General features: G+C 66.9%; 16 protein-coding genes, 1 tRNA gene and 1 other RNA gene. 11 read left to right on the forward strand and 7 right to left on the reverse strand.

Annotated elements, in window-relative coordinates; genetic code table 11:
• Window positions 1-60 precede the first annotated feature (60 nt).
• The 7 genes from D7316_RS25850 (at window position 61) to ssrA (ending at window position 7,696) form a co-directional block, all read left to right on the forward strand.
• Window positions 61-831: an ATP-binding cassette domain-containing protein gene (locus D7316_RS25850; protein ID WP_124710801.1), complete on the forward strand. Its 771-nt coding sequence runs from the start codon at window positions 61-63 to the stop codon at window positions 829-831.
• 1 nt (window position 832) lies between these two features.
• Complete coding sequence (locus D7316_RS25855; RefSeq protein ID WP_124710802.1) at window positions 833-2,797, forward strand: YhgE/Pip domain-containing protein; 1,965 nt, start codon at window positions 833-835, stop codon at window positions 2,795-2,797.
• A gap of 78 nt (window positions 2,798-2,875) precedes the next feature.
• Window positions 2,876-4,285 carry a glutamate decarboxylase gene (locus D7316_RS25860; RefSeq protein WP_124710803.1) on the forward strand — a complete coding sequence of 470 codons (1,410 nt, stop codon included), beginning with the start codon at window positions 2,876-2,878 and terminating at the stop codon, window positions 4,283-4,285.
• A gap of 100 nt (window positions 4,286-4,385) precedes the next feature.
• Complete coding sequence (locus D7316_RS25865; RefSeq protein WP_124710804.1) at window positions 4,386-5,066, forward strand: hypothetical protein; 681 nt, start codon at window positions 4,386-4,388, stop codon at window positions 5,064-5,066.
• Window positions 5,063-6,124, forward strand: a complete 1,062-nt coding sequence (locus tag D7316_RS25870; protein ID WP_124710805.1) for an AraC family transcriptional regulator — start codon at window positions 5,063-5,065, stop codon at window positions 6,122-6,124. The genes D7316_RS25865 and D7316_RS25870 overlap by 4 nt, the downstream gene beginning before the upstream one ends.
• Window positions 6,125-6,181: 57 nt before the next feature.
• Window positions 6,182-7,216, forward strand: a complete 1,035-nt coding sequence (locus D7316_RS25875; RefSeq protein ID WP_124710806.1) for a linear amide C-N hydrolase — start codon at window positions 6,182-6,184, stop codon at window positions 7,214-7,216.
• A 108-nt stretch (window positions 7,217-7,324) separates the two neighbouring features.
• Window positions 7,325-7,696: a transfer-messenger RNA gene (gene ssrA, locus D7316_RS25880) on the forward strand.
• A 92-nt stretch (window positions 7,697-7,788) separates the two neighbouring features.
• Here ssrA and D7316_RS25885 read toward each other — a convergent pair.
• Genes D7316_RS25885 through D7316_RS25895 form a run of 3 tightly spaced genes read right to left on the reverse strand, consistent with a single transcriptional unit; the run spans window position 7,789 to window position 11,365 of the window.
• A complete protein-coding gene (locus D7316_RS25885) occupies window positions 7,789-8,967 on the reverse strand; it encodes an ABC transporter permease (RefSeq protein ID WP_124710807.1) in 1,179 nt (392 codons plus the stop codon).
• Window positions 8,968-8,969: 2 nt separating this feature from the next.
• The gene (locus D7316_RS25890; protein ID WP_124710808.1) at window positions 8,970-9,809 is read right to left on the reverse strand and encodes an ABC transporter ATP-binding protein; all 840 of its coding nucleotides are present in this window, start codon (window positions 9,807-9,809) and stop codon (window positions 8,970-8,972) included.
• A 53-nt stretch (window positions 9,810-9,862) separates the two neighbouring features.
• Window positions 9,863-11,365, reverse strand: coding sequence for a carboxylesterase/lipase family protein (locus D7316_RS25895; RefSeq protein WP_124710809.1), 1,503 nt, complete (start codon window positions 11,363-11,365; stop codon window positions 9,863-9,865).
• A gap of 191 nt (window positions 11,366-11,556) precedes the next feature.
• Between D7316_RS25895 and D7316_RS25900 the strand changes: the two genes are divergently transcribed.
• Window positions 11,557-13,371, forward strand: a complete 1,815-nt coding sequence (locus D7316_RS25900) for a long-chain-acyl-CoA synthetase (protein ID WP_124710810.1) — start codon at window positions 11,557-11,559, stop codon at window positions 13,369-13,371.
• Here D7316_RS25900 and D7316_RS25905 read toward each other — a convergent pair.
• Complete coding sequence (locus tag D7316_RS25905) at window positions 13,302-13,982, reverse strand: alpha/beta hydrolase (protein WP_124710811.1); 681 nt, start codon at window positions 13,980-13,982, stop codon at window positions 13,302-13,304. The two genes, D7316_RS25900 and D7316_RS25905, sit on opposite strands and share 70 nt — an antisense overlap.
• 95 nt (window positions 13,983-14,077) lie before the next feature.
• On the opposite strand from D7316_RS25905, the gene pgm reads away from it, so the two are divergent.
• The 3 genes from pgm (at window position 14,078) to D7316_RS25920 (ending at window position 16,747) form a co-directional block, all read left to right on the forward strand.
• A complete protein-coding gene (pgm, locus tag D7316_RS25910) occupies window positions 14,078-15,718 on the forward strand; it encodes a phosphoglucomutase (alpha-D-glucose-1,6-bisphosphate-dependent) (RefSeq protein ID WP_124710812.1) in 1,641 nt (546 codons plus the stop codon).
• Between the two features lie 89 nt (window positions 15,719-15,807).
• The gene (locus D7316_RS25915) at window positions 15,808-16,557 is read left to right on the forward strand and encodes a DsbA family protein (protein ID WP_124710813.1); all 750 of its coding nucleotides are present in this window, start codon (window positions 15,808-15,810) and stop codon (window positions 16,555-16,557) included.
• A gap of 117 nt (window positions 16,558-16,674) precedes the next feature.
• Window positions 16,675-16,747, forward strand: a tRNA-Ala gene (locus tag D7316_RS25920).
• Between the two features lie 126 nt (window positions 16,748-16,873).
• Here D7316_RS25920 and D7316_RS25925 read toward each other — a convergent pair.
• From D7316_RS25925 to D7316_RS25935, 3 genes are all read right to left on the reverse strand, one after another.
• Window positions 16,874-17,662, reverse strand: a complete 789-nt coding sequence (locus D7316_RS25925; RefSeq protein WP_124710814.1) for an SDR family NAD(P)-dependent oxidoreductase — start codon at window positions 17,660-17,662, stop codon at window positions 16,874-16,876.
• 17 nt (window positions 17,663-17,679) lie between these two features.
• On the reverse strand, window positions 17,680-18,117 hold the full coding sequence (locus D7316_RS25930) for a VOC family protein (RefSeq protein ID WP_124710815.1): 438 nt from the start codon (window positions 18,115-18,117) through the stop codon (window positions 17,680-17,682).
• A gap of 64 nt (window positions 18,118-18,181) precedes the next feature.
• The gene (locus D7316_RS25935; RefSeq protein WP_124710816.1) at window positions 18,182-18,784 is read right to left on the reverse strand and encodes a DUF1707 SHOCT-like domain-containing protein; all 603 of its coding nucleotides are present in this window, start codon (window positions 18,782-18,784) and stop codon (window positions 18,182-18,184) included.
• Between the last annotated feature and the right edge of the window lie 15 nt (window positions 18,785-18,799).

The raw sequence follows: 18,799 nt of genomic DNA on the forward strand, positions 1-18,799 counted from the left end.
GGTAGGGCGGCTCGTCTGCCGCCCGACGAACGCTGCGTCGGTGAGACGAGGAAACATTCGATGACAGAGCCATTCGAGCCGGACGACAACACCGTCACCGGGCCCATCACGACCGTGCCGGGTCGCTCCGGTGACGACCTCCCGGTGATCGAGGCCGAGGAGATCGGCGTCGAGGCGACCTGGGGACACATCTATGGCCCCACGAGTCTCACGGTCCGAGAGGGTGGCGTCACCGTGCTGGTCGGGTCCGGCGGACGCGGGCGTACCGCACTGCTGCTCACACTGGCCGGACGGATGGCGCCGTCCTCGGGCACGCTGTCCGCATTCGGACGCACCGACGACGCGCGACACCTGTTCGCCCGGGCCGCGATCGCCGACGTCGACGAGGTGGACGGGATCGAGCAGACGATCCGCGTCAGCGACGTCGTCACCGAACAGATCCGTTGGGCGGCACCCTGGTACAAGTGGGTGCCGCCGTCGCGGCCCGCGGACCTGGAGCGGATCTGCCGGCCGGTGTTCGGCGATCTGGCGCTGCCGGCGATGGACGCCTACGTCGAGGAGTTGCCCGAACTGACCGCGGCGCTGTTCCGGATCGCGATGGCCAACATCCACCGGCCGCCGCTGCTGGTCGTCGGCGGGATCGATCGCCTCACCCGAGTCGACAGTGCGCACATCCTGCTGGACCGGCTGATCGCGCTCGGACGGCAACAGACAGTGATCACCGCGGACGTCAACGGGGTGTCCGCGGGCCACGGGGTCCGCGACGTCATCGATGTCCACAACCTCACCGACCACGAGTTCGTGCAGCTCGAAGCACAAGAACGGACCTGACATGCTTGCCGCATTCTCACCGGGCAGCGACTTCAAACGGTATTACCGCGGGCGTATGCCCCGACTGGCGCTCGCCGTGATCATCGTGATGCCGTTGCTCTACGGGGCGCTCTACCTCTGGGCATTCTGGAATCCGTTCAACGCGGTCGACAAGATCCCTGTCGCACTGGTGAACTCCGATCGCGGCGCCACCGTCGAGGGCAAGCCGCTCAACGCCGGGGAGCAGGTGGCGCAGGGGCTCATCGACTCCAAGCAACTCGATCTGCACGAGGTGTCCGAGTCGGAGGCGAAAGATGGCGTCGCCCACGGCAAGTACTACTTCTCCATCACATTGCCGGAAGACTTCAGTGCTGCGGTCGCATCGCCGACCGGCCAGGATCCGCGGTCGGCGGAGCTGATCTTCACCTACAACGACGCCAACAACTATCTGTCCACCGTGATGGGCCAGGACGCCGCGGAGCAGGTCGTCAACCAGGTCGGCGCGCAGGTCGGTGCCCAGACGTTCGACATCGTCCTCAACGAGGTCAGCGGGTTGATGCCCAAGCTGAAGCAGGCGCAGGACGGTGTCAACGAACTCAACTCGGGTATGCAGACCGCCAACACCGGCGCCCACGAACTGTCGACGGATCTCGTGACGGCGAAGAACGGGGCCGGTGAACTGGCCGGTGGTCTCGACCAGCTCGACTCGGCGGTGATCACTGCCACCGACCCGATCCTCAATGCACTCAACCAGTCCGGCGGCTCCGGACTGAGCTCGGCCCAGCTGAACCAGACGGTCCAACGCCTGAGCACCAACACCGCCACCGTCTCCGGGCAGCTCGATGCGGCCGCGAACTCGCAGTCGCAGGCGAGTCGACTGGTCACCGGGGTCATCGCGCAGCTGCGCGCGAATCCGGATCCCGCCGTCGCGCGACTCGCCGACGTCCTCACGCCCGCACAGACATTCCTGAGCACCCAGGGACTGGGACCGCAGGCGAGCAACCAGATCACGCAGGTGCGCAGCGACGCGCAGGTGCTGTCCCAGCAGCTCGGGAATCCGCAGAGCCCGGCGCGGATCGCGTTGTCGCTGTTCGAGAACGGGTCCCTGGCGAGCGACATCACCACGGCGCGCGCCGCGGCGAACGAATTGAGTTCGGGCGCCGACCAACTGAGCGCCGGTCTGGTGGAGCTCAGTGCCGGCGCCAACGAACTCGCCGGCGGTACCACGCAACTGGCCTCCGGCACGCAGGAACTGGCGACCCAGGTCGACGAGGGGGTGAAAGCCGTTCCGCAATGGTCGAAGCAACAGCGCGACGCGCTCGCCGGCACACTCTCGCAGCCGGTCGCGTTGAAGGAGGACACGCTCAACGAGGCGAAGACCTTCGGCACGGGCTTCACGCCGTTCTTCTTCGGTCTGGCGCTGTTCGTCGGCAGCATCATCGCGTGGATGCTGTTCACGCCGCTGCAGTCACGTCCGATCGCGCAAGGCCTCAACTCGCTGCGGGTGGTCCTCGCGTCCTTCGCCCCGACCTTCTTCGTGGGCTTCCTGCAGGCCGCGATCCTCTACCTGGTCGTCGTGTTCGCGGTCGGACTCCGTCCCGAATACCCCATCGCCACCTTCGGCTTCATGCTGTTGATGGTCGCCGCGTTCCTCGCGATGATCCAGATGTTCAATGCGTTGTTCGGGCCGGCGGTCGGCCGTGTGGTCACCCTGGCGTTCCTGATGATCATGCTGACGTCGGCGGGCGGCATATATCCGGTGCCCACGACGACCAAACCCTTCCAGTACATCCACTGGGTGGACCCGATGACGTACACGGTCACCGGGCTGCGACAGCTGACGCTCGGCGGGGTCGATCACCGGTTCTGGATCGCGCTGACCGTCCTCATCGGTCTGACCCTCGCCTGTCTGGCCGTGTCGACATGGGCGGCGCGAAGAAACCGCCAATACACGATGGATCGCCTGTATCCGCCGGTCGAAGTGTAGGAGGCTTGGACAGCGTGTAGCACCACCGACGATCACCGAGCACACCCGCATGGCCGCGACCCCGAAGAGGAGCACGAAATGCCCGACCGCAAGCACACCAACGCCCGGCACACCACGAATAACGGTGACACCCTTGACCTGAACCCGGTCTTCGTCCGGCCGGGGGAAGCCACGTCACTGCCCAAATTCTCGATCCCCGAGAACATGAGCCTGCCCGAGACGGCGTATCAGATCGTCCACGACGAGGCCATGCTCGACGGGAACGCCCGGCTCAACCTCGCGACGTTCGTCTCGACCTGGATGGACGACGAGGCGCGCAAGCTCTACGCCGAGACGTACGACAAGAACATGATCGACAAGGACGAGTACCCGCAGACCGCGGCGATCGAGGACCGCTGCTGGAAGATCATCGCCGACCTGTGGAATGTCCCCGACCTCGACGACTCGATCGGCACCTCGACGATCGGATCGTCCGAGGCGGCGATGCTGGGTGGTCTGGCCCTCAAGAGGCACTGGCAGGCACGACGCAAGGCCGAGGGCAAGTCGATCGAGAAGCCGAATCTGGTGCTGTCGACCGCCGTTCAGGTGTGCTGGGAGAAGTTCCTGAACTACTTCGAGGTGGAGCCGCGCTGGGTGCCGGTCACCGAGGAGCACTTCGTCTTCGACGGCCACGAACTCGAGAAGTACGTGGACGAGAACACGATCGGCGTGGTCGCGATCGTCGGCGTCACCTACAACGGGCTCTACGAACCGGTCAAGGAGATCTCGGCCAAGCTCGACGAGATCCAGGAGAAGACCGGACTCGACATCAAGATCCACGTCGACGGCGCGTCGGGCGCGATGATCGCACCGTTCTGTCAGCCGGATCTCGAGTGGGACTTCCGGGTTCCGCGAGTGGTGTCCATCAACACCTCGGGGCACAAATACGGACTCGTGTACCCGGGTCTGGGCTGGATCATCTGGCGCGACACCGCAGCCCTGCCCGAGAGCATGATCTTCCACTGCAGCTATCTCGGCGGGGACATGCCGACCCTCGCACTGAACTTCTCGCGACCCGGTGCCCAGGTGCTGCTGCAGTACTACAACTTCCTGCGGCTCGGACGCGAAGGCTACCGGCAGGTCCAGCAGGGATCGCTCGATGTGGCGCAGTACCTCTCCGGGAACATCGCGAAGATGGGGCCGTTCGAACTCGTCAGCAAGGGCGACACGATCCCGGTGTTCGCCTGGCGCCTCAAGCGCGACTACACCGACAAGTGGACCCTGTTCGACCTCTCGGACCGACTGCGCATGAAGGGCTGGCTGGTCCCGGCCTACCCCATGGCCGACAATCTCGCCGATATGACGTTGCAGCGCATCGTCGTCCGGGCCGGCCTGAGTCGCGACCTCGCCGACGCGCTGTTGCGCGACATGGAGAGCGAGATCGCCTTCCTCGACAACCTGGACGCCCCGATGCCCCGCGAAGGCACCGGGTCGCACTTCCACCACTGATCGACAGTCCCTCCGGGGCGGGCCGATCCGGTCCGCCCCGGATACCGCAGGCGGCATCCGGTGACCCGGAGGCGCCATATCCCGCACCAGGACGGTGACCATGAGTATCGCGGACACCGGGTCGAGCGGTCTCGCCCGAGTCCTCACCCCGACGCTGCGAAAGCAGTGCTGGGGCTTCATGATCGGCTCGGCGCTCTTCGCGCTCGGGTCCGCGCCGGGCTTCGGTCAGTGGGCCGGTGCCTCCGCCTCGAACCTCGCCTACTTCGTCGGCGCCTGGTTCTTCACCGCGGCGGGGCTCATCCAGTTGTTGATGAGCGGCGCCCGGACCGTCCCGGTCGCCTACGGCACCGGAACGATGGTGCGTGCCGAATGGCTCACCGCCGCATCGCAATCACTGGGTACCGTGCTGTTCAACGTGAGCACGACGGCGGCCATCGCCGCACATTCCGTCCCGGCCGAACGGCACCTGGTGTGGAGCCCGGATGCGGGTGGCTCCATCGCCTTCCTGGTCAGTGGTGCAGTCGCCTATGTGGCGTACTACCGCGCCAATGGCACCAATTGGGCTCCGCGGGATAGCGGCTGGTGGTCGGTGCAGATCAACTGGGTGGGATGCGTGGCGTTCGCCGTGTCGGCCGTCGGCGCCTACGTCACCCGCACGGGCGTCACCGTCGACACGGTGGTAGCCAACGTCGGCACGTTCATCGGCGCATTGTGCTTCTTCTTCGCATCGCTCGTAGTTTTGCCTCGCCGGTCATCGGCCGGGGTCGGTGCCGGGTCGTGAACACCCCGAACCGGCGGCCACGCGGCAGCCCGGACCACCTCAGCGACGGTCTCGTCGCGCGGTGGCGGTCCCGGCTCGCTGCGCAGTCGGGTTCGGGGACACCGGAACCACCGTTCCAGCGGTTCGGGAACGAGGGGATGGCCGACTACAACCCGCTGGTCGATCTCACGGTGGACCGTCCGGCCGACTTCGGGGCGATGATGTACTCGCGCAGCCTCGAGAAATTGACGACCTACTGCGCCATCCACACCCCGTTCCGACTCGATCGGACACCCGAGCTGGTCCGCGAGCGGCCCTACGACAACCTCGTAGTGTTGGTCAGCACGCTGCGCGGCCACACGACCGTGCAGCAGGGGACCCGCGACTTCGCGTATCTGCCGGGTCAGTTGGTGTTCGTCAACTTCGCGGTGCCCTACAGCCACTACTGCGATTCGGTCACCGACCCCATGGGCGTGATCATCCCGATCGACCTGCTCGGAAGGCAGCGGCACACCGCCGAGCGTGCCCGTCGGCCGGTGGCGTCGCACACTCTGCTGTCACGCGCGGCCGCCGGGTTCGTCACACGTTTCGCGGTCGACACCGCCATCTCGAGCGCGCCGGCACCGCCGGTGGACACCGAACTGGCGGCCGTCGATCTGATCACCGCCGCGCTCGCCGAACTGAACTTCGAGAACTATCGGCTCGAGGACAATGCGCTGTTCGTCCACGAGGCGGCCGTGGACCTGATCGACCGCCATCATCGGGACCCGGACTTCTCCCCGGACGTGATCGCGAGCGAGCTGCATCTGAGCCGGCGACAGGTCTACCGCAACTTCGAGCGGACGGGGGAGTCGGTCGCCGGGCTCATCGCCGCGCGACGGGCCGAGACCGCGCGCGAACTGCTGATGCTGAATCCGGGTCTGGCCGTCGGAGACGTCGCGGCCGCGGCGGGATTCCCCTCGGTCGCGACCTTTCGCAACCGCTTCCGCGCGCACTACGGGATGGGTCCCCGGGAGTTCCGGAAGCTCGCAGCAGACGGCGCCGTCGACCTGACGGTGCAGGACTCCGGGGCGCAGTGATGCCTCGGGAGGAACGGACTCGGGAAGAACGAACTCGGGAAAAGGAATGGGAAACACATGTGTACACGCGTGATCTGGCCTGATGCCAACGGAGCCGTCCTGGTGGGACGGAACATGGACTTTCACAAAGACCTCATGACGAATCTGTGGAAGCAACCGCGAGGGGTCCGCCGTGACGACGGTGTCACCGGCGAGCTGACATGGACGTCGAAGTACGGCAGCGTCGTCACCGCGGCGTTCGACATCATCAGTGTCGACGGAATGAACGAGGTGGGCCTGGGCGGACACGTCCTGTGGCTGGCCGAGTCGACCTACGGTGACCGTGACAGTTCGCGACCCGCGTTGAGCCAGGCCATCTGGCTGCAGTACTTCCTGGACAACTTCGCGACCGTCGCGGAGGCCGTCGACTGGGTGGAGCAGACCGACGTCCAGGTCATCCAGATGCCCGATCCCACCGGCGGGAACCCCCCGACCATCCACCTCGCCCTCGATGACCCGAGCGGCGACTCGGCGATCATCGAGTACATCGACGGACACGCGAAGGTCTATCACAGCCCGGACCACCACGTGATGACGAACTCACCCACCTACGATCGGCAACTCGAATTGCTCACGCGCTGGGAAGGTCTCGGTGGCGACGAGCCGCTGCCCGGGGACACGATGGCCGAGCATCGCTTCGCCCGGGCCGCGTACTACGCGAGTCGCTTGCCGCAGCCGGGCAGTCAGCTCGAGGCGATCTCCAGCATGTTCAGCGTCATCCGCAACACGGCCCAGCCGTTCCGGCTCCCGGACCCGGGTAAGCCCGATGCGTCGCAGACGATCTGGCAGGTGGTCCTGGACCTGACGAACAAGCGGTACGTCTACGAATCCACGACGCGGCCGAACATCGTCTGGGTCGACCTGGCAGACCTGGACTTCGCCGAGGGTTCGCCGCAGCTCAAGCTCGACCTGTTGGGCAAGCTGTCCCTCGAGGGTGGGATCGCGGGCAACGTCGGTGATCAGTTCGTGGATTCGGGCCCGATGACGTTCCTGTCGTTCGCGCTCTTGGCGCAGCTCGACGCTGCGCAGAAGGCTCAGGCCGCCGACGCCTGACGCGGCACCGGTGGCCCGGAGACCGACGCCGGCCGATATCGGGATGAATTAGTCAGCGGGCGTTGTTAGACTGAAGTGCTCGCCGAGAAGTCGGCGGGTTCCTGTCTCGGGGCTGATCGGTTTCGACTGCGTGCGTCGAGGTAGGGGAAGCGTGTCGGTGCAGGCTGGAGACCACCGTAAGCGTCGCAGCAACCAATTAAGCGCCGATAAGAATCAGCGCGACTACGCCCTCGCTGCCTGAGCAGCGCCGGCTAGTCTGTCGGCCCGGGTCTGCTCCCAGCCCGGGTCCCGGCATCATCTTCGGGAGCTCACCGTCCTCGCCGGTCGCGGGTGTGGACGGGACAACCAACAGCGACTGGGATCGTCATCTCGGCTTGTTCGCGTGACCGGGAGATCCGAGTAGAGGCATAGCGGACTGCACACGGAGAAGCCCTACTGACACGACGGAGGACCCGGGTTCAATTCCCGGCAGCTCCACCGACAGCGGCCCCCGACCCGGAAACCCGGGTCGGGGGCCGCTGCCTTTGTGGGCCGCTGTGGGCGGGGTCGCCGTGTTGTCCGGCGCGGTGCCCTCAGGCGATCCGGACGCCGCGGGGGAGCTTGCCGGCGGGGACGCGGAGACGTCGCGCCGCGATCAGGAAGCCGGCGCCGCCGATCGCGAGGTTGACGATCAGCCCGATGTACCAGCTGGCGCCGACGAAGGACGACTCGTGGGCGCGCTTGCGCTCCCAATAGGAGGTCTCGGTTCCATTCGGTCCGAACTCCAACCGGAAATCTGCCTCCGCGCATGTCCGCTCTTCGATGAACGGCCCGGCGCGCGCGGTCGACTGCGCTTCGGCGATGGGGCGGGCCACCGAGAACCGGGTCGTCTCCGGCGACGTCGTGGTACCGATGTAGGTCCAGTTGGGGGGATCGGTGCGACCCACCGCGTCGGCGACCATCAGGAACGGATTGGGGGCGAGCAGCCACCATGTGCGTTCGGTGTGGTGGTAGGCGCGCGTCTCCTCGACATCACGGCAGGGCGGGTAGTACCCGGGATCGCGGTCGGCGAGCCCGGGATCGTAGGGGCCGTAGCTCGCGACGGTGACCTGATGGTCCCGGCTGACCGCGGGGTACAGCAGACCGAACAGTGCAGGCAGGCCCAGCAGCAGGAACAGCACCGTGCCCTGCGTCAGGATCGCCGACCCGGCGGGCCGGGCCGTGAGTGCCGAGAAACCCAGCCCGACACCGCAATAACAGGCGAAGATCAGCATCACCAGCACGACGCCCAGGAATCCGGACGCGACGCCGAAGGGCGCACAGACGATGCCCCACAGCACGTACGGGAGGGCGACGACCAGCAGTGTCATGCTTGCCACCCAGCTGCCCAGGAACTTCCCGGTTGCCAACTGCCAGTTGGTGATCGGCGTCGCCTGGACTACCGCGAGGGTGGCATCGCGGCGGTCGCCGTTGATCGCCGTCGCGGTCAACGTCGGCGAGATGATGACGCCGAGGAACAGCACGAGGGCGACCACGATCGCGTAGAGGTTGGCCGACCACTCACGGTAGGTGCTGCCACCGACCGTGAGGACGAAGTAGAACGATCCGAACACGACCGCCGTGACGACCGCGAACATCACCGCCAAGCTGATCCGCCAGCGAGTTGCCCGGATACGCTGGCGCAGTTCGAGGCCGGCGATGATCCGGACGGGGCGCCACCACCCGAGTCGGGCGGGCCGGCTGCCTGCCGGGCGGGTCTCGGTGGTCGTCACCGTCACGTCCTCTCCGCGTCGAGGGCGAGATAGGTGTCCTCGAGTTCGTTGGTGACCCGGGTGAACTCGCTGACCCGCACACCGGTCGCGATGAGCCCGGCCAGATACTCGGCGGCGCTGTCGTCGTCGGGGAACGTCGTCGCCTCGGCGTCCGCGACGGACTGGCCCGCCAGCCGGATGCGCCAGAGGTGACCCGAGCGGTGCTCGGGGACAAAGGTGCGTCCCGCGGTCATCATCACCACGTCGTCGACCATCTCCGACAGCTCGGTGAGAATGTGCGACGAGACCAGGATCGCGCAACCGTCGGCAGCGAGTTCGCGCACCTGGTCGCGCAGATCGATGCGTGACCGCGGATCCATGCCGGACGCAGGCTCGTCGAGCAGGAGGATGCTCGGGCGGTTGACCAAGGCGCGGGCGAAGCCGAGACGCTGCTTCTGTCCGCGGGAGAGTTCATGGGCCGGTTTGTCGGCGAACTCGCCGAGGTGGACGAGTTGCAACAGGTCATGCGCGCGACGTCGCGCATCGGCGGCGGATGCGCCATGGAGCCGGGCGAAGGTGGTCAGGATCTCGGTGGTCGACAAACTCTCCCAGGTGCCGAATACGTCGGGCATCCAGCCGACCCGCGCGCGCAGGTCGGACGCGGCGATGGGCCCTCCGTCGACCTCGACGCTGCCGGCGTCGGGCGCGAGGAGCCCCGCCAGGATCAGCAGCAGGGTCGTCTTACCTGCCCCGTTGGGTCCGACCAGGCCGGTGATCCGGCCGGGACGGAGCGTGACGTCGGCGTGCGCGACCGCGGTGTGCCTGCCGAACGATCGGGTGAGCCCCGTCGCGACCAATGCCATGACAGCGACACTAGCCGTCGGCGGCCCGGTGCACGGGGATCACCGCACGGGGATCAGCGCACGCTCTCCCAGGCCTCCCGCTCGTCCTTGGTCGGGTCCGAGACATCGGCGACGATGTCGGTGATGAGTCCGACGTGGCGGGCGTTCAGGTCGTAGGACGTCCACCCGGGCGATCCGGTGGTGACGAAATCGACCCACACGCGATGGGCGGCATCGGCGACCGCCTGCGACGGGTGGTCGCCGAGGCGCGGCGCCACCGTCTTCTCGTGCAGGGTGTCGAAGACGAAGGGGATCTCGGCGGCGTGCGCGGAGCCGTACCCTCCGTTGTCCGCCGGATCCGGATAGTCGAATCGATAGACCCAGGTCGGTGCACCGCCCACGCGGGCACGGGTCTCGGCGACGCGGAGCGCGGGGATTCCGAAGAACCAGTCGGTGACGACCGCTGCGACGAGATCACCGGGGCTCGCGTCGGGTCTGTTGCGGGCGTACGTCTCGATCGCCTGCTGATCGAGGCCGTACGCCTGCGCGGTCGCGGTGAAGGTCGGCTCGTCGATGAGGTCGATCGTCTGCGGCGCCACCAGGAACAGCCGCGCCTCGTCGCGGGTCGAACCGGTCAGCACCGTGACATCCGACCCGGCGCCGTCGGCCATCGCCTCGAGGGGGTGGCGGGTCAGCACGTCACCGTCGATCACCGGTGCGAACGGCAGCAGACTCATCGCGAGGGGGCCCCACTTCGCCGGGTCCGGGCTGGTCTGCACCTCGGTCACCAGATCCGATGCGGCCGCGATCAGGGTGTCCAGGTCGACACCGGCAATCGCCGCCCGGGTGGGTTCGACGCCGAGCGACTCGGCCAGGAAGCGGCTCACCATCAGTCCCTGTTCGGGAGTGATGGTGTGGGCGGTCGCCCCGGACTGCGTGATCGCGCGGGTGAACAGCCCGCGCGCCGACGACATCGTCAGGAGGGTGGACACGCTCATCGCGCCCGCAGACTCTCCCGCGACGGTCACCTGATCCGGGTCGCCGCCGAACGACGCGATGTTCTCGTGCACCCAGCGCAGCGCCGCCACCTGGTCCTGCAGTCCGAGGTTGGCGACTCCGTCGCCGAGATACAGGAAACCCTCCGCGGCGAGCCGGTAGTTGATCGACACCAGCACCACGCCGTCGCGCGCGAATGCGGCGCCGTCGTACTCGGCCACCGAGTTCGACCCGTTCATGAACGAGCCGCCGTGAATCCACACCAGGACTGGGTGCGCGCCGTCGAGTCCCGGCGACCAGACGTTGACGTTGAGGCACTCGTCGCCGTCGATCGTCACCTCGGCGAAGAGGGGAGCGAAGTGCGGTGGGTAGTCGCCCTTCGGCACGGTCGCGGCGAACTCGGCGCAGTCGCGCGGCTCCACCCAGGTGTCCGCGGGTTGCGGCGGCTGCATGCGATTGGGCCCGAACGGTGCTGCCGCGTAGGGAATCCCGAGGAACCGGACGACGCCGCCGGCGAGTTCACGGCCGCGTACCGGACCCGTGGTGGTGGTGACGACGGGATGATCGGATGCTGTGGCCATGATGCTCCTCATCGAATGTGATGGTCGTCACAGTAGCATCGGCGTCGGCTGCCTCGAGGTCCGTCGACATCGACGGCCCACTTCTGACCACGGTCGTTTTCGGATAGCCTGGCGGCACCATCGCAGGCGTCTGCGACCTCGCGTCGGGCGGGGCGGGCCGGTGGCAAGATCCTGGGGAGGAATCCGTACAGATGGCGACAGTTGCGACGAGCACGGGGGCGGCGGAAGCGGTCGGGCACACCGATGTGACTGGGGCGGACGTGGTGCGCGGACTGCGCGGCATCGGCCGGGATTGGCGCATCGTCGCCGGCGTGATCCCGCGGATGATCCCGCGGCCGCTGACGCGCAAGGAGTCCGTCGGCAAGACTTTCCAGCAGACCGCGGCGAAGTATCCCGATCGGCCATTCCTCCGCTTCCACGGCGAGTCGATGACCTACCGCGAGTGCAACGCCCAGGTGAACCGCTTCGCCGCGTATCTGACCGAGGCGGGTGTCGGGCGCGGTGACGTCGTCGCGGTCCTGTCCAAGAACCACCCCGATGTGGTGCTGGCCATGCTGGCCATCGTCAAGCTCGGCGCCATCGCCGGCATGATCAACTTCAATCAGCGGGGCGCCGTCCTCGAACACAGTCTCGGCTTGATCGGCGCGAAAGTCGTTCTGCTGCAGCCCGGTCTGGAGGAGGCGCTGGCCTCGGTGCCGGAGAGCGTGCGTCCGGCTTCTGTCGTGGACTTCGCCGAACTGAAACAGCGGAGCGCCACCCTGAGCCCGCTCGATCCGGCGGTCACCGACACCGTCGAGGCCGGCGAGACCGCCTATTACATCTTCACGTCCGGCACCACCGGATATCCCAAGGCGAGCAAGATGAGCCACCATCGCTGGCACGTCGCCATGCACGGGATCGGCGGTATGGGTGTGCGCCTGAGGTCCGACGACACCATGTACGCGGCGCTGCCGTTCTATCACAACAACGCACTGACGGTGTCGGTCTCGGCGGCGATGCGCGCGGGTGCGTGCGTCGCGGTCGGCGAGAGCTTCTCGGCGTCCGGCTTCTGGGACGACGTCATCGAGAATCGGGCGACCGCGTTCTGCTACATCGGGGAACTCTGCCGCTACCTGCTGGCGCAGCCGGAGAAGTCCACGGACCGAACGCATTCGGTCCGGGTGATCGTCGGAAACGGGCTGCGACCGGAGATCTGGGAGGAGTTCACCACCAGGTTCGGGATCGAGCGGGTCGCCGAACTGTATGCGGCCAGCGAGGGGAACATCGGATTCGTCAACCTGCTGGGCATCCCGAAGTCCGCGGGCTTCAGTCCACTGACCTATCTCCTCGTCGAGTACGACGGGGAGAGCGGTGAGCCGCGTCGAGGCGCCGACGGGCGCGTCATCCCGGTCGGCAAGCGCGGAACGGGACTGCTGCTCGGCGAGATCAACCAGCGCGCCCACTTCGACGGCTACACCGACCCGAAGGCGTCGGAGAAGAAGGTCGTGGCCGACGCGGTCAAGGCGGGGGATCGATGGTTCAACACCGGAGATGTGGTGCGGGATCAGGGTTTCGGGCATATCGCGTTCGTCGACCGGATCGGCGACACGTTCCGCTGGAAGGGTGAGAACGTGGCCACGACCGAGGTCGAGGCGGCATTGGACTCCTGCGCGTTCATCGATCAGTCCGTGGTCTTCGGTGTCGCCGTACCCGGCGCGGACGGCAAGGCCGGGATGGCCGCGGTCGTGGTCGCCGAAGGGCAACGGTTCGATCCGGCCGCGCTCGCCGACCATGTGCGAGAGACGTTGCCGCGCTATGCGGTTCCGCTGTTCATCCGTGTGGTCGACCATGTCGAACACACATCGACCTTCAAGAACGTCCGCGTGGATCTCCGCAATCAGGGCTACACATCGACCGGCGACGATCCGCTGTTCGTACTGCGGGGCACACCGGCGACCTACGAGGTCTTCCGCACGGAACACCTCGACGATGTGGTCGCGTCGGCGGGGGCGAAGGTCTCGTCCTGACCGGCTGAGGGCGGTCCACCGCGCCGCACGTCGCGCAACGTACGGCCGACGAAATCCAGTGCGGCGCGCTGCCACACCGAGATGTGGTCGAGCATGGCGTGGTCACCGTCGGGGATGGGCACGAACGTCGCGTCCACACCGCGGTCGCGCAGTTCACGCACCCCCTTCTCGGTCCGCCGGGGATAGGTGCGCTCGTCCGCGGTCCCGTGGATCGCGACGACCCGTACCCCGTCACGGATCGCCCGCCAATCCGCGTGTTGCCACCACGGCGCGAGCGCGAGCAGTCCGGTCACCCGGGGGTCGGCGGCCAACAGCGCGCCCACGCGGCCGCCCATCGAATGTCCGATCAGCACGATCGGTACTCCCGGATGGGCGCCGGCGATCTCGTCGAGCGCGGCCCGGGCGTACGGCATCGGGCTGTCCTGTTCGCCGTTCCAGCCGTACACCCGATAACGCACCTGACGCACCACCACCGACCGTCCGAAGCGCGCCCGGATCGACCAGGTGAAGGGATACATGCGCAGCGCCGAGGGTTGGCGGGGACTGAACGGCCGATAGCTGTGGTCGGTGCCGCCCGGCAGGACCAGGACGAGCGCTCGTACGGACTGCATCGAGGAACCCTCCCTAGGACCGTGCACTGCCACTCACAGTAGATGTTCGTTCGTTGTCCCCGTTCGGATCGGTCGCGCAGTGGCAGAATTGCGGCATGGCACATCCGAGAGCAGGAACACCGGCGCTTCCCGAGGATCTCATCGATGTCGCAGCGGTCGAGCGCGCCTACTACGAGAAGGTGCCCGATCCGGAGGATCCGTTACAGCAGGTGCTGTTCGGCACCTCGGGCCATCGTGGGTCGAGTCTGGATTCGGCATTCAACGAGGCCCACATCCTCGCCACCACACAGGCCATCGTCGAATACCGAAAGTCGGCCGGCATCACCGGTCCGCTGTTCATCGGCTTCGATACCCACGCGCTGTCGATCCCCGCGTGGCGCAGCGCGCTCGAGGTGCTCACCGCCAACGAGGTCGACGTCTACATCGCGGAGAACGAGAAGTTCACCCCGACCCCGGCGGTCAGCTTCGCGATCCTGCGGTTCAACCAGGCCAACCCCGGAGTACTCGCCGACGGCATCGTGGTGACCCCGTCGCACAATCCGCCCCGCGACGGCGGGTTCAAGTACAACCCGCCCAACGGCGGTCCGGCCGACACGAGCATCACCTCGGTGGTCGCCCGGCGCGCCAACGAACTGCTCGCCGGAAAACTCGCGGGGGTCAAGCGCATCCCGTTCGAACGGGCGCGCAGCAGCGAGTTCATCCACGACTACCCGTTCACCGCGACCTACGTGGACCACCTGCACGAGGTCGTCGACATGACGGCGATCCGCGACGCCGGCGTGCACATCGGCGCCGATCCCCTCGGTGGCGCATCTGTGGGCTACTGGGCGGAGATCGGGTTCCGGTACAACCTGCAGAACCTGACCGTGGTGAATCCGACGGTCGATCCGACGTTCCGGTTCATGACCCTCGACACCGACGGCAAGATCCGGATGGACTGCTCCTCACCTAATGCGATGGCGTCGCTGATCTCCGCCCGCGACACCTACGACATCGCCACCGGCAACGACGCCGACTCCGACCGGCACGGCATCGTCACCCCCGACGGCGGGCTGATGAACCCGAACCACTATCTCGCCGTCGCCATCGACTACCTCTTCACCCACCGACCGGGATGGGGAGGCGATGCCGCGGTGGGCAAGACACTGGTCAGTTCCTCGTTGATCGACCGGGTTGTCGGGGGTATCGGGCGGCCGCTGGTCGAGGTGCCCGTCGGATTCAAATGGTTCGTCGACGGTCTGTTGAACGGGAGTATCGCGTTCGGTGGCGAGGAGAGTGCCGGAGCGTCCTTCCTGACCTTCGACGGTGCACCGTGGTCCACCGACAAGGACGGGATCATCATGGCGTTGCTCGCATCGGAGATCCTGGCGAAGACCGGTAAGACACCGTCGCAGCGATATCGCGAGCTGGCCGAACGATACGGCGAGAGTGCCTACGCGCGGATAGACGCGCCTGCGTCGCGGGCGCAGAAGGCGTTGTTGGCCAAGCTGTCCGCCGATCAGGTCACGGCGACCGAGCTGGCCGGTGAACCGATCACCGCGATCCTGACCGAGGCGCCCGGGAACGGTGCGCCGATCGGCGGCCTCAAGGTGACGACCGAGAACGCGTGGTTCGCGGCACGCCCCTCGGGCACCGAGGACGTGTACAAGATCTATGCCGAATCGTTCAACGGCGCCGATCACCTGGCGACAGTGCAGGCGCAGGCGCAGGAGTTGGTGGACTCGGTTCTGGTCTGACCTGCACGCATGGTCTCAGGTTGCTCTCATCGGGGCGGCACTACAGTCGTGACCGTGAGTGGAGTCGTGCCCGAGAAGAAGGACATGCAGTGAGCGACAAGCGCAAGCCCACGCCGCCGAAGTCGGCGACGTCGAAATATCAGCCGAGCGCGACGTCGAGCCGGACCACCTACGTCCTCGCCGGGGCGGCGGTGATCATCGTCGCCGCACTGGTGATCGGCGGGGTGATCTGGAATACCCAGCGCGACTCCGGCGGTGTGGACGACGCGGTGCTCAGCGAGAACGCGGCACTGATCATCGGTGCGCCGGCGGCGCCGCAGACCATCGACGTGTTCGAGGACTTCATGTGCCCGGTCTGCCGCGAGTTCGAGCAGCAGTCCGGCGCCTCGATCACCAAGGCGATCAACGACGGCACGCTCCGCGTTCGCTACCACATGCTGACCTTCCTCGACGAGCAGTCGTCGTCGGGCGACTACTCGTCGCGGGCCGCGGGTGCCGCGCAGTGCGTGGGTTCCGGGGAGGACAAAGAGGTGTTCCTCAAGTTCCATTCCGCCTTGTTCGCCGATCAGCCGTCGGAGGGCGGGAGCAGCGACCTGAGCAATGCCGATCTCGCCCGCATCGCCGGCGAGCAGGGCGCCTCGGACGCCACGCAGAAATGCATCGCCGACGGAGCGAAGGTCGACGAGGCGAAGCAGGCCGCCGAACAGTCGCAGACCCAGCTCGCGAAGGCCACCGGCGGCCAGGTCGGGACCCCGACCGTGCTGTCGGGTGGGCAGCCCGTCGACGGCATCATGTCGGGCACCGGGTGGCTCGATCAGTTGCTGGCCGACAAGGGCTGATCCGACGGGCCCGGGCCACGCCGGTCAGGTCTCCTGGCAGGTCCAGGGGATTTGGCCGGACTCCCGACGATGGTGTAGTTTCGCCTTTGCCCTTGAAACGGGCGGACAACCGAATACGGGGCTATGGCGCAGCTGGTAGCGCACCACACTGGCAGTGTGGGGGTCAGGGGTTCGAGTCCCCTTAGCTCCACCCGTGAAACCCGCTCTGACGTCGGTCGGAGCGGGTTTCGTGCTTTCGAGGCGGAGTTCCGGCCGGTCCGATCGTCCTGACCCTGTCCGACGGCTGCCGCCCGCGGGGATCGAGCGGCGACTACTGCTACTTGAATGGGTTGAGGGTGCGGCCCAGGTGGTACTGGATACGTTGCGGGACTGGTCGTATGGCAGCGGCGGTGACCTTGTTGAGGGTGCCGGGTATGCAGACGGGCTTGCCGTGGGTAACGGCGGCCCATCCCTCCCGGACGACGGCTTCAGGCTGTTGCCACATGAAGCTCGGCAGCCGGTCGGCGGCCTCGCGGGTGCCCATCACGTCGTGGAACTCGCTGTGGGTGAAGCCGGGGCAGAGGGCGGTGACGTGGATGCCGTGGGGTTTGAGCTCCATGTCGACAGATTGGGACATGTTCAGCACGTAGGCCTTGATGCCGGTGTACAGCAGCCCTTCACCTGGCGGGGACAGCGCGGCCAGTGAGGACAGGTTGATGATGCGTCCCCAGCCGCGTTGCTTCATGCCGGGGGCCACTCGGTGGATCAGTTCGGTCACGGCGGTGACCATCAGTTGGAGTTCTCCGGCGACCGAGTCCCATGGGGTGTCGGAGAACTTGGCGCCGCCCGAGAGTCCAGCGTTGTTGATGAGCACATCGATGGGCAGACCCAAGTCGGTTGCGCGGGCGACGATCGCGGCGGGGGCAGCGGGGTCGGTGAGGTCGGCCGTGACCACCTCGGCGCGCACGCCGTGCTCGTCGTGGATCCGGGTCGCGAGTTCGTCGAGGCGTTCGGTGCGACGGGCGACGAGCAGCACGTCGTAGCCTTCAGCGGCGAGGTGGCGGGCGAAGGCCGCACCGATGCCGGCGGATGCGCCGGTGATCAAGGTGGCTCGAGTGGTGGCCATGGCTGGGTGTCCGGAGCTCAGCTCTTCTTCAGCTCTTCGGCGAGCATCACGATGATGCCGCTGGGACCTCGCAGATACGTGAGCTTGTAGACGTCCTGGTAGGTCGCCACGCCGCGCAGCGGATGGCATCCGTGCCTGGCGGCGGTCTCGAGGGCTTGGTCGATGTCGTCGACGGAGAAGGCGACCCGGTGCATACCGATCTCGTTGGGACGCGTCGGTTCGGTCTCGATCGCCTCGGGATGGATGTACTCGAAGAGCTCGAGGCGGCCGTGGCCGTCCGGCGTCTGGAGCATCGCGATCTTGGCATGGTTGCCGTCGAGACCGACGGCGGTATCGGTCCACTCGCCACTGACCGTGTCGCGGCCGAGGACGGTGAGTCCGAGGTCGGTGAAGAAGGCGATCGTCGCTTCGAGGTCTCGGACGGCGATGCCGACGTTCTCGAGTTTGATGGGCATGCGTTGCACGCTACCGGGCCCGGGTCCTCGCGATCGGGGATCTCGAACGTCGCATCCGGAGCCGTCAGGCGCGCTTGATCGTCACCCCGGACATCGCCGAGATCGAACCGGTCACGTTGATCACCGCCCCACCTGGGCGGGTGGGAGGACCACCCTTGTCCTTGATGCTCGACCACCCGGTCTTGGTGAGTGCGGCGTACCGGATCTCGTGGTCCGGACCGAGCCGGAGTTTGACCGTGCTCGTCGACACCTGGAGCGCGAGATCGATCACCGGGCCGGGCAGGGTCGCATTCGTGAAGTCGAGATCGACGGTACCCATCGAACCCGTGACGAGGATGTTCGCGGGTACCTGCCAGATCCCCTTCCGACGCAACGTTTCCCAGTCCACTGTGAACTCCGCGACCGGTGCGACCGATGGGACGCCGGAGGCGGGCTCGGCTCCGTAGCCCACCTGGCTGTCGGGGAAGAGGTGGGTGGCAACCGGCAGATGTTCGAGCACCGCACGCAGGTCGGCCCGGGTCTTGGCGGTGTAGATCAACTGCGAACGATCGTCGAACTCGGCGATCTCCAGGTATCCACCGGACAGGGCGTCGTTGAGGAGGGTGATCGCCCGTTCGCGTTCCGGGTTGCCGACCCTGAGGTGGTCGTCGGAATGATCCTCGGCCATGTCGCCACACTATGG

Source organism: Gordonia insulae (assembly GCF_003855095.1).
Taxonomy (GTDB): domain Bacteria; phylum Actinomycetota; class Actinomycetes; order Mycobacteriales; family Mycobacteriaceae; genus Gordonia; species Gordonia insulae.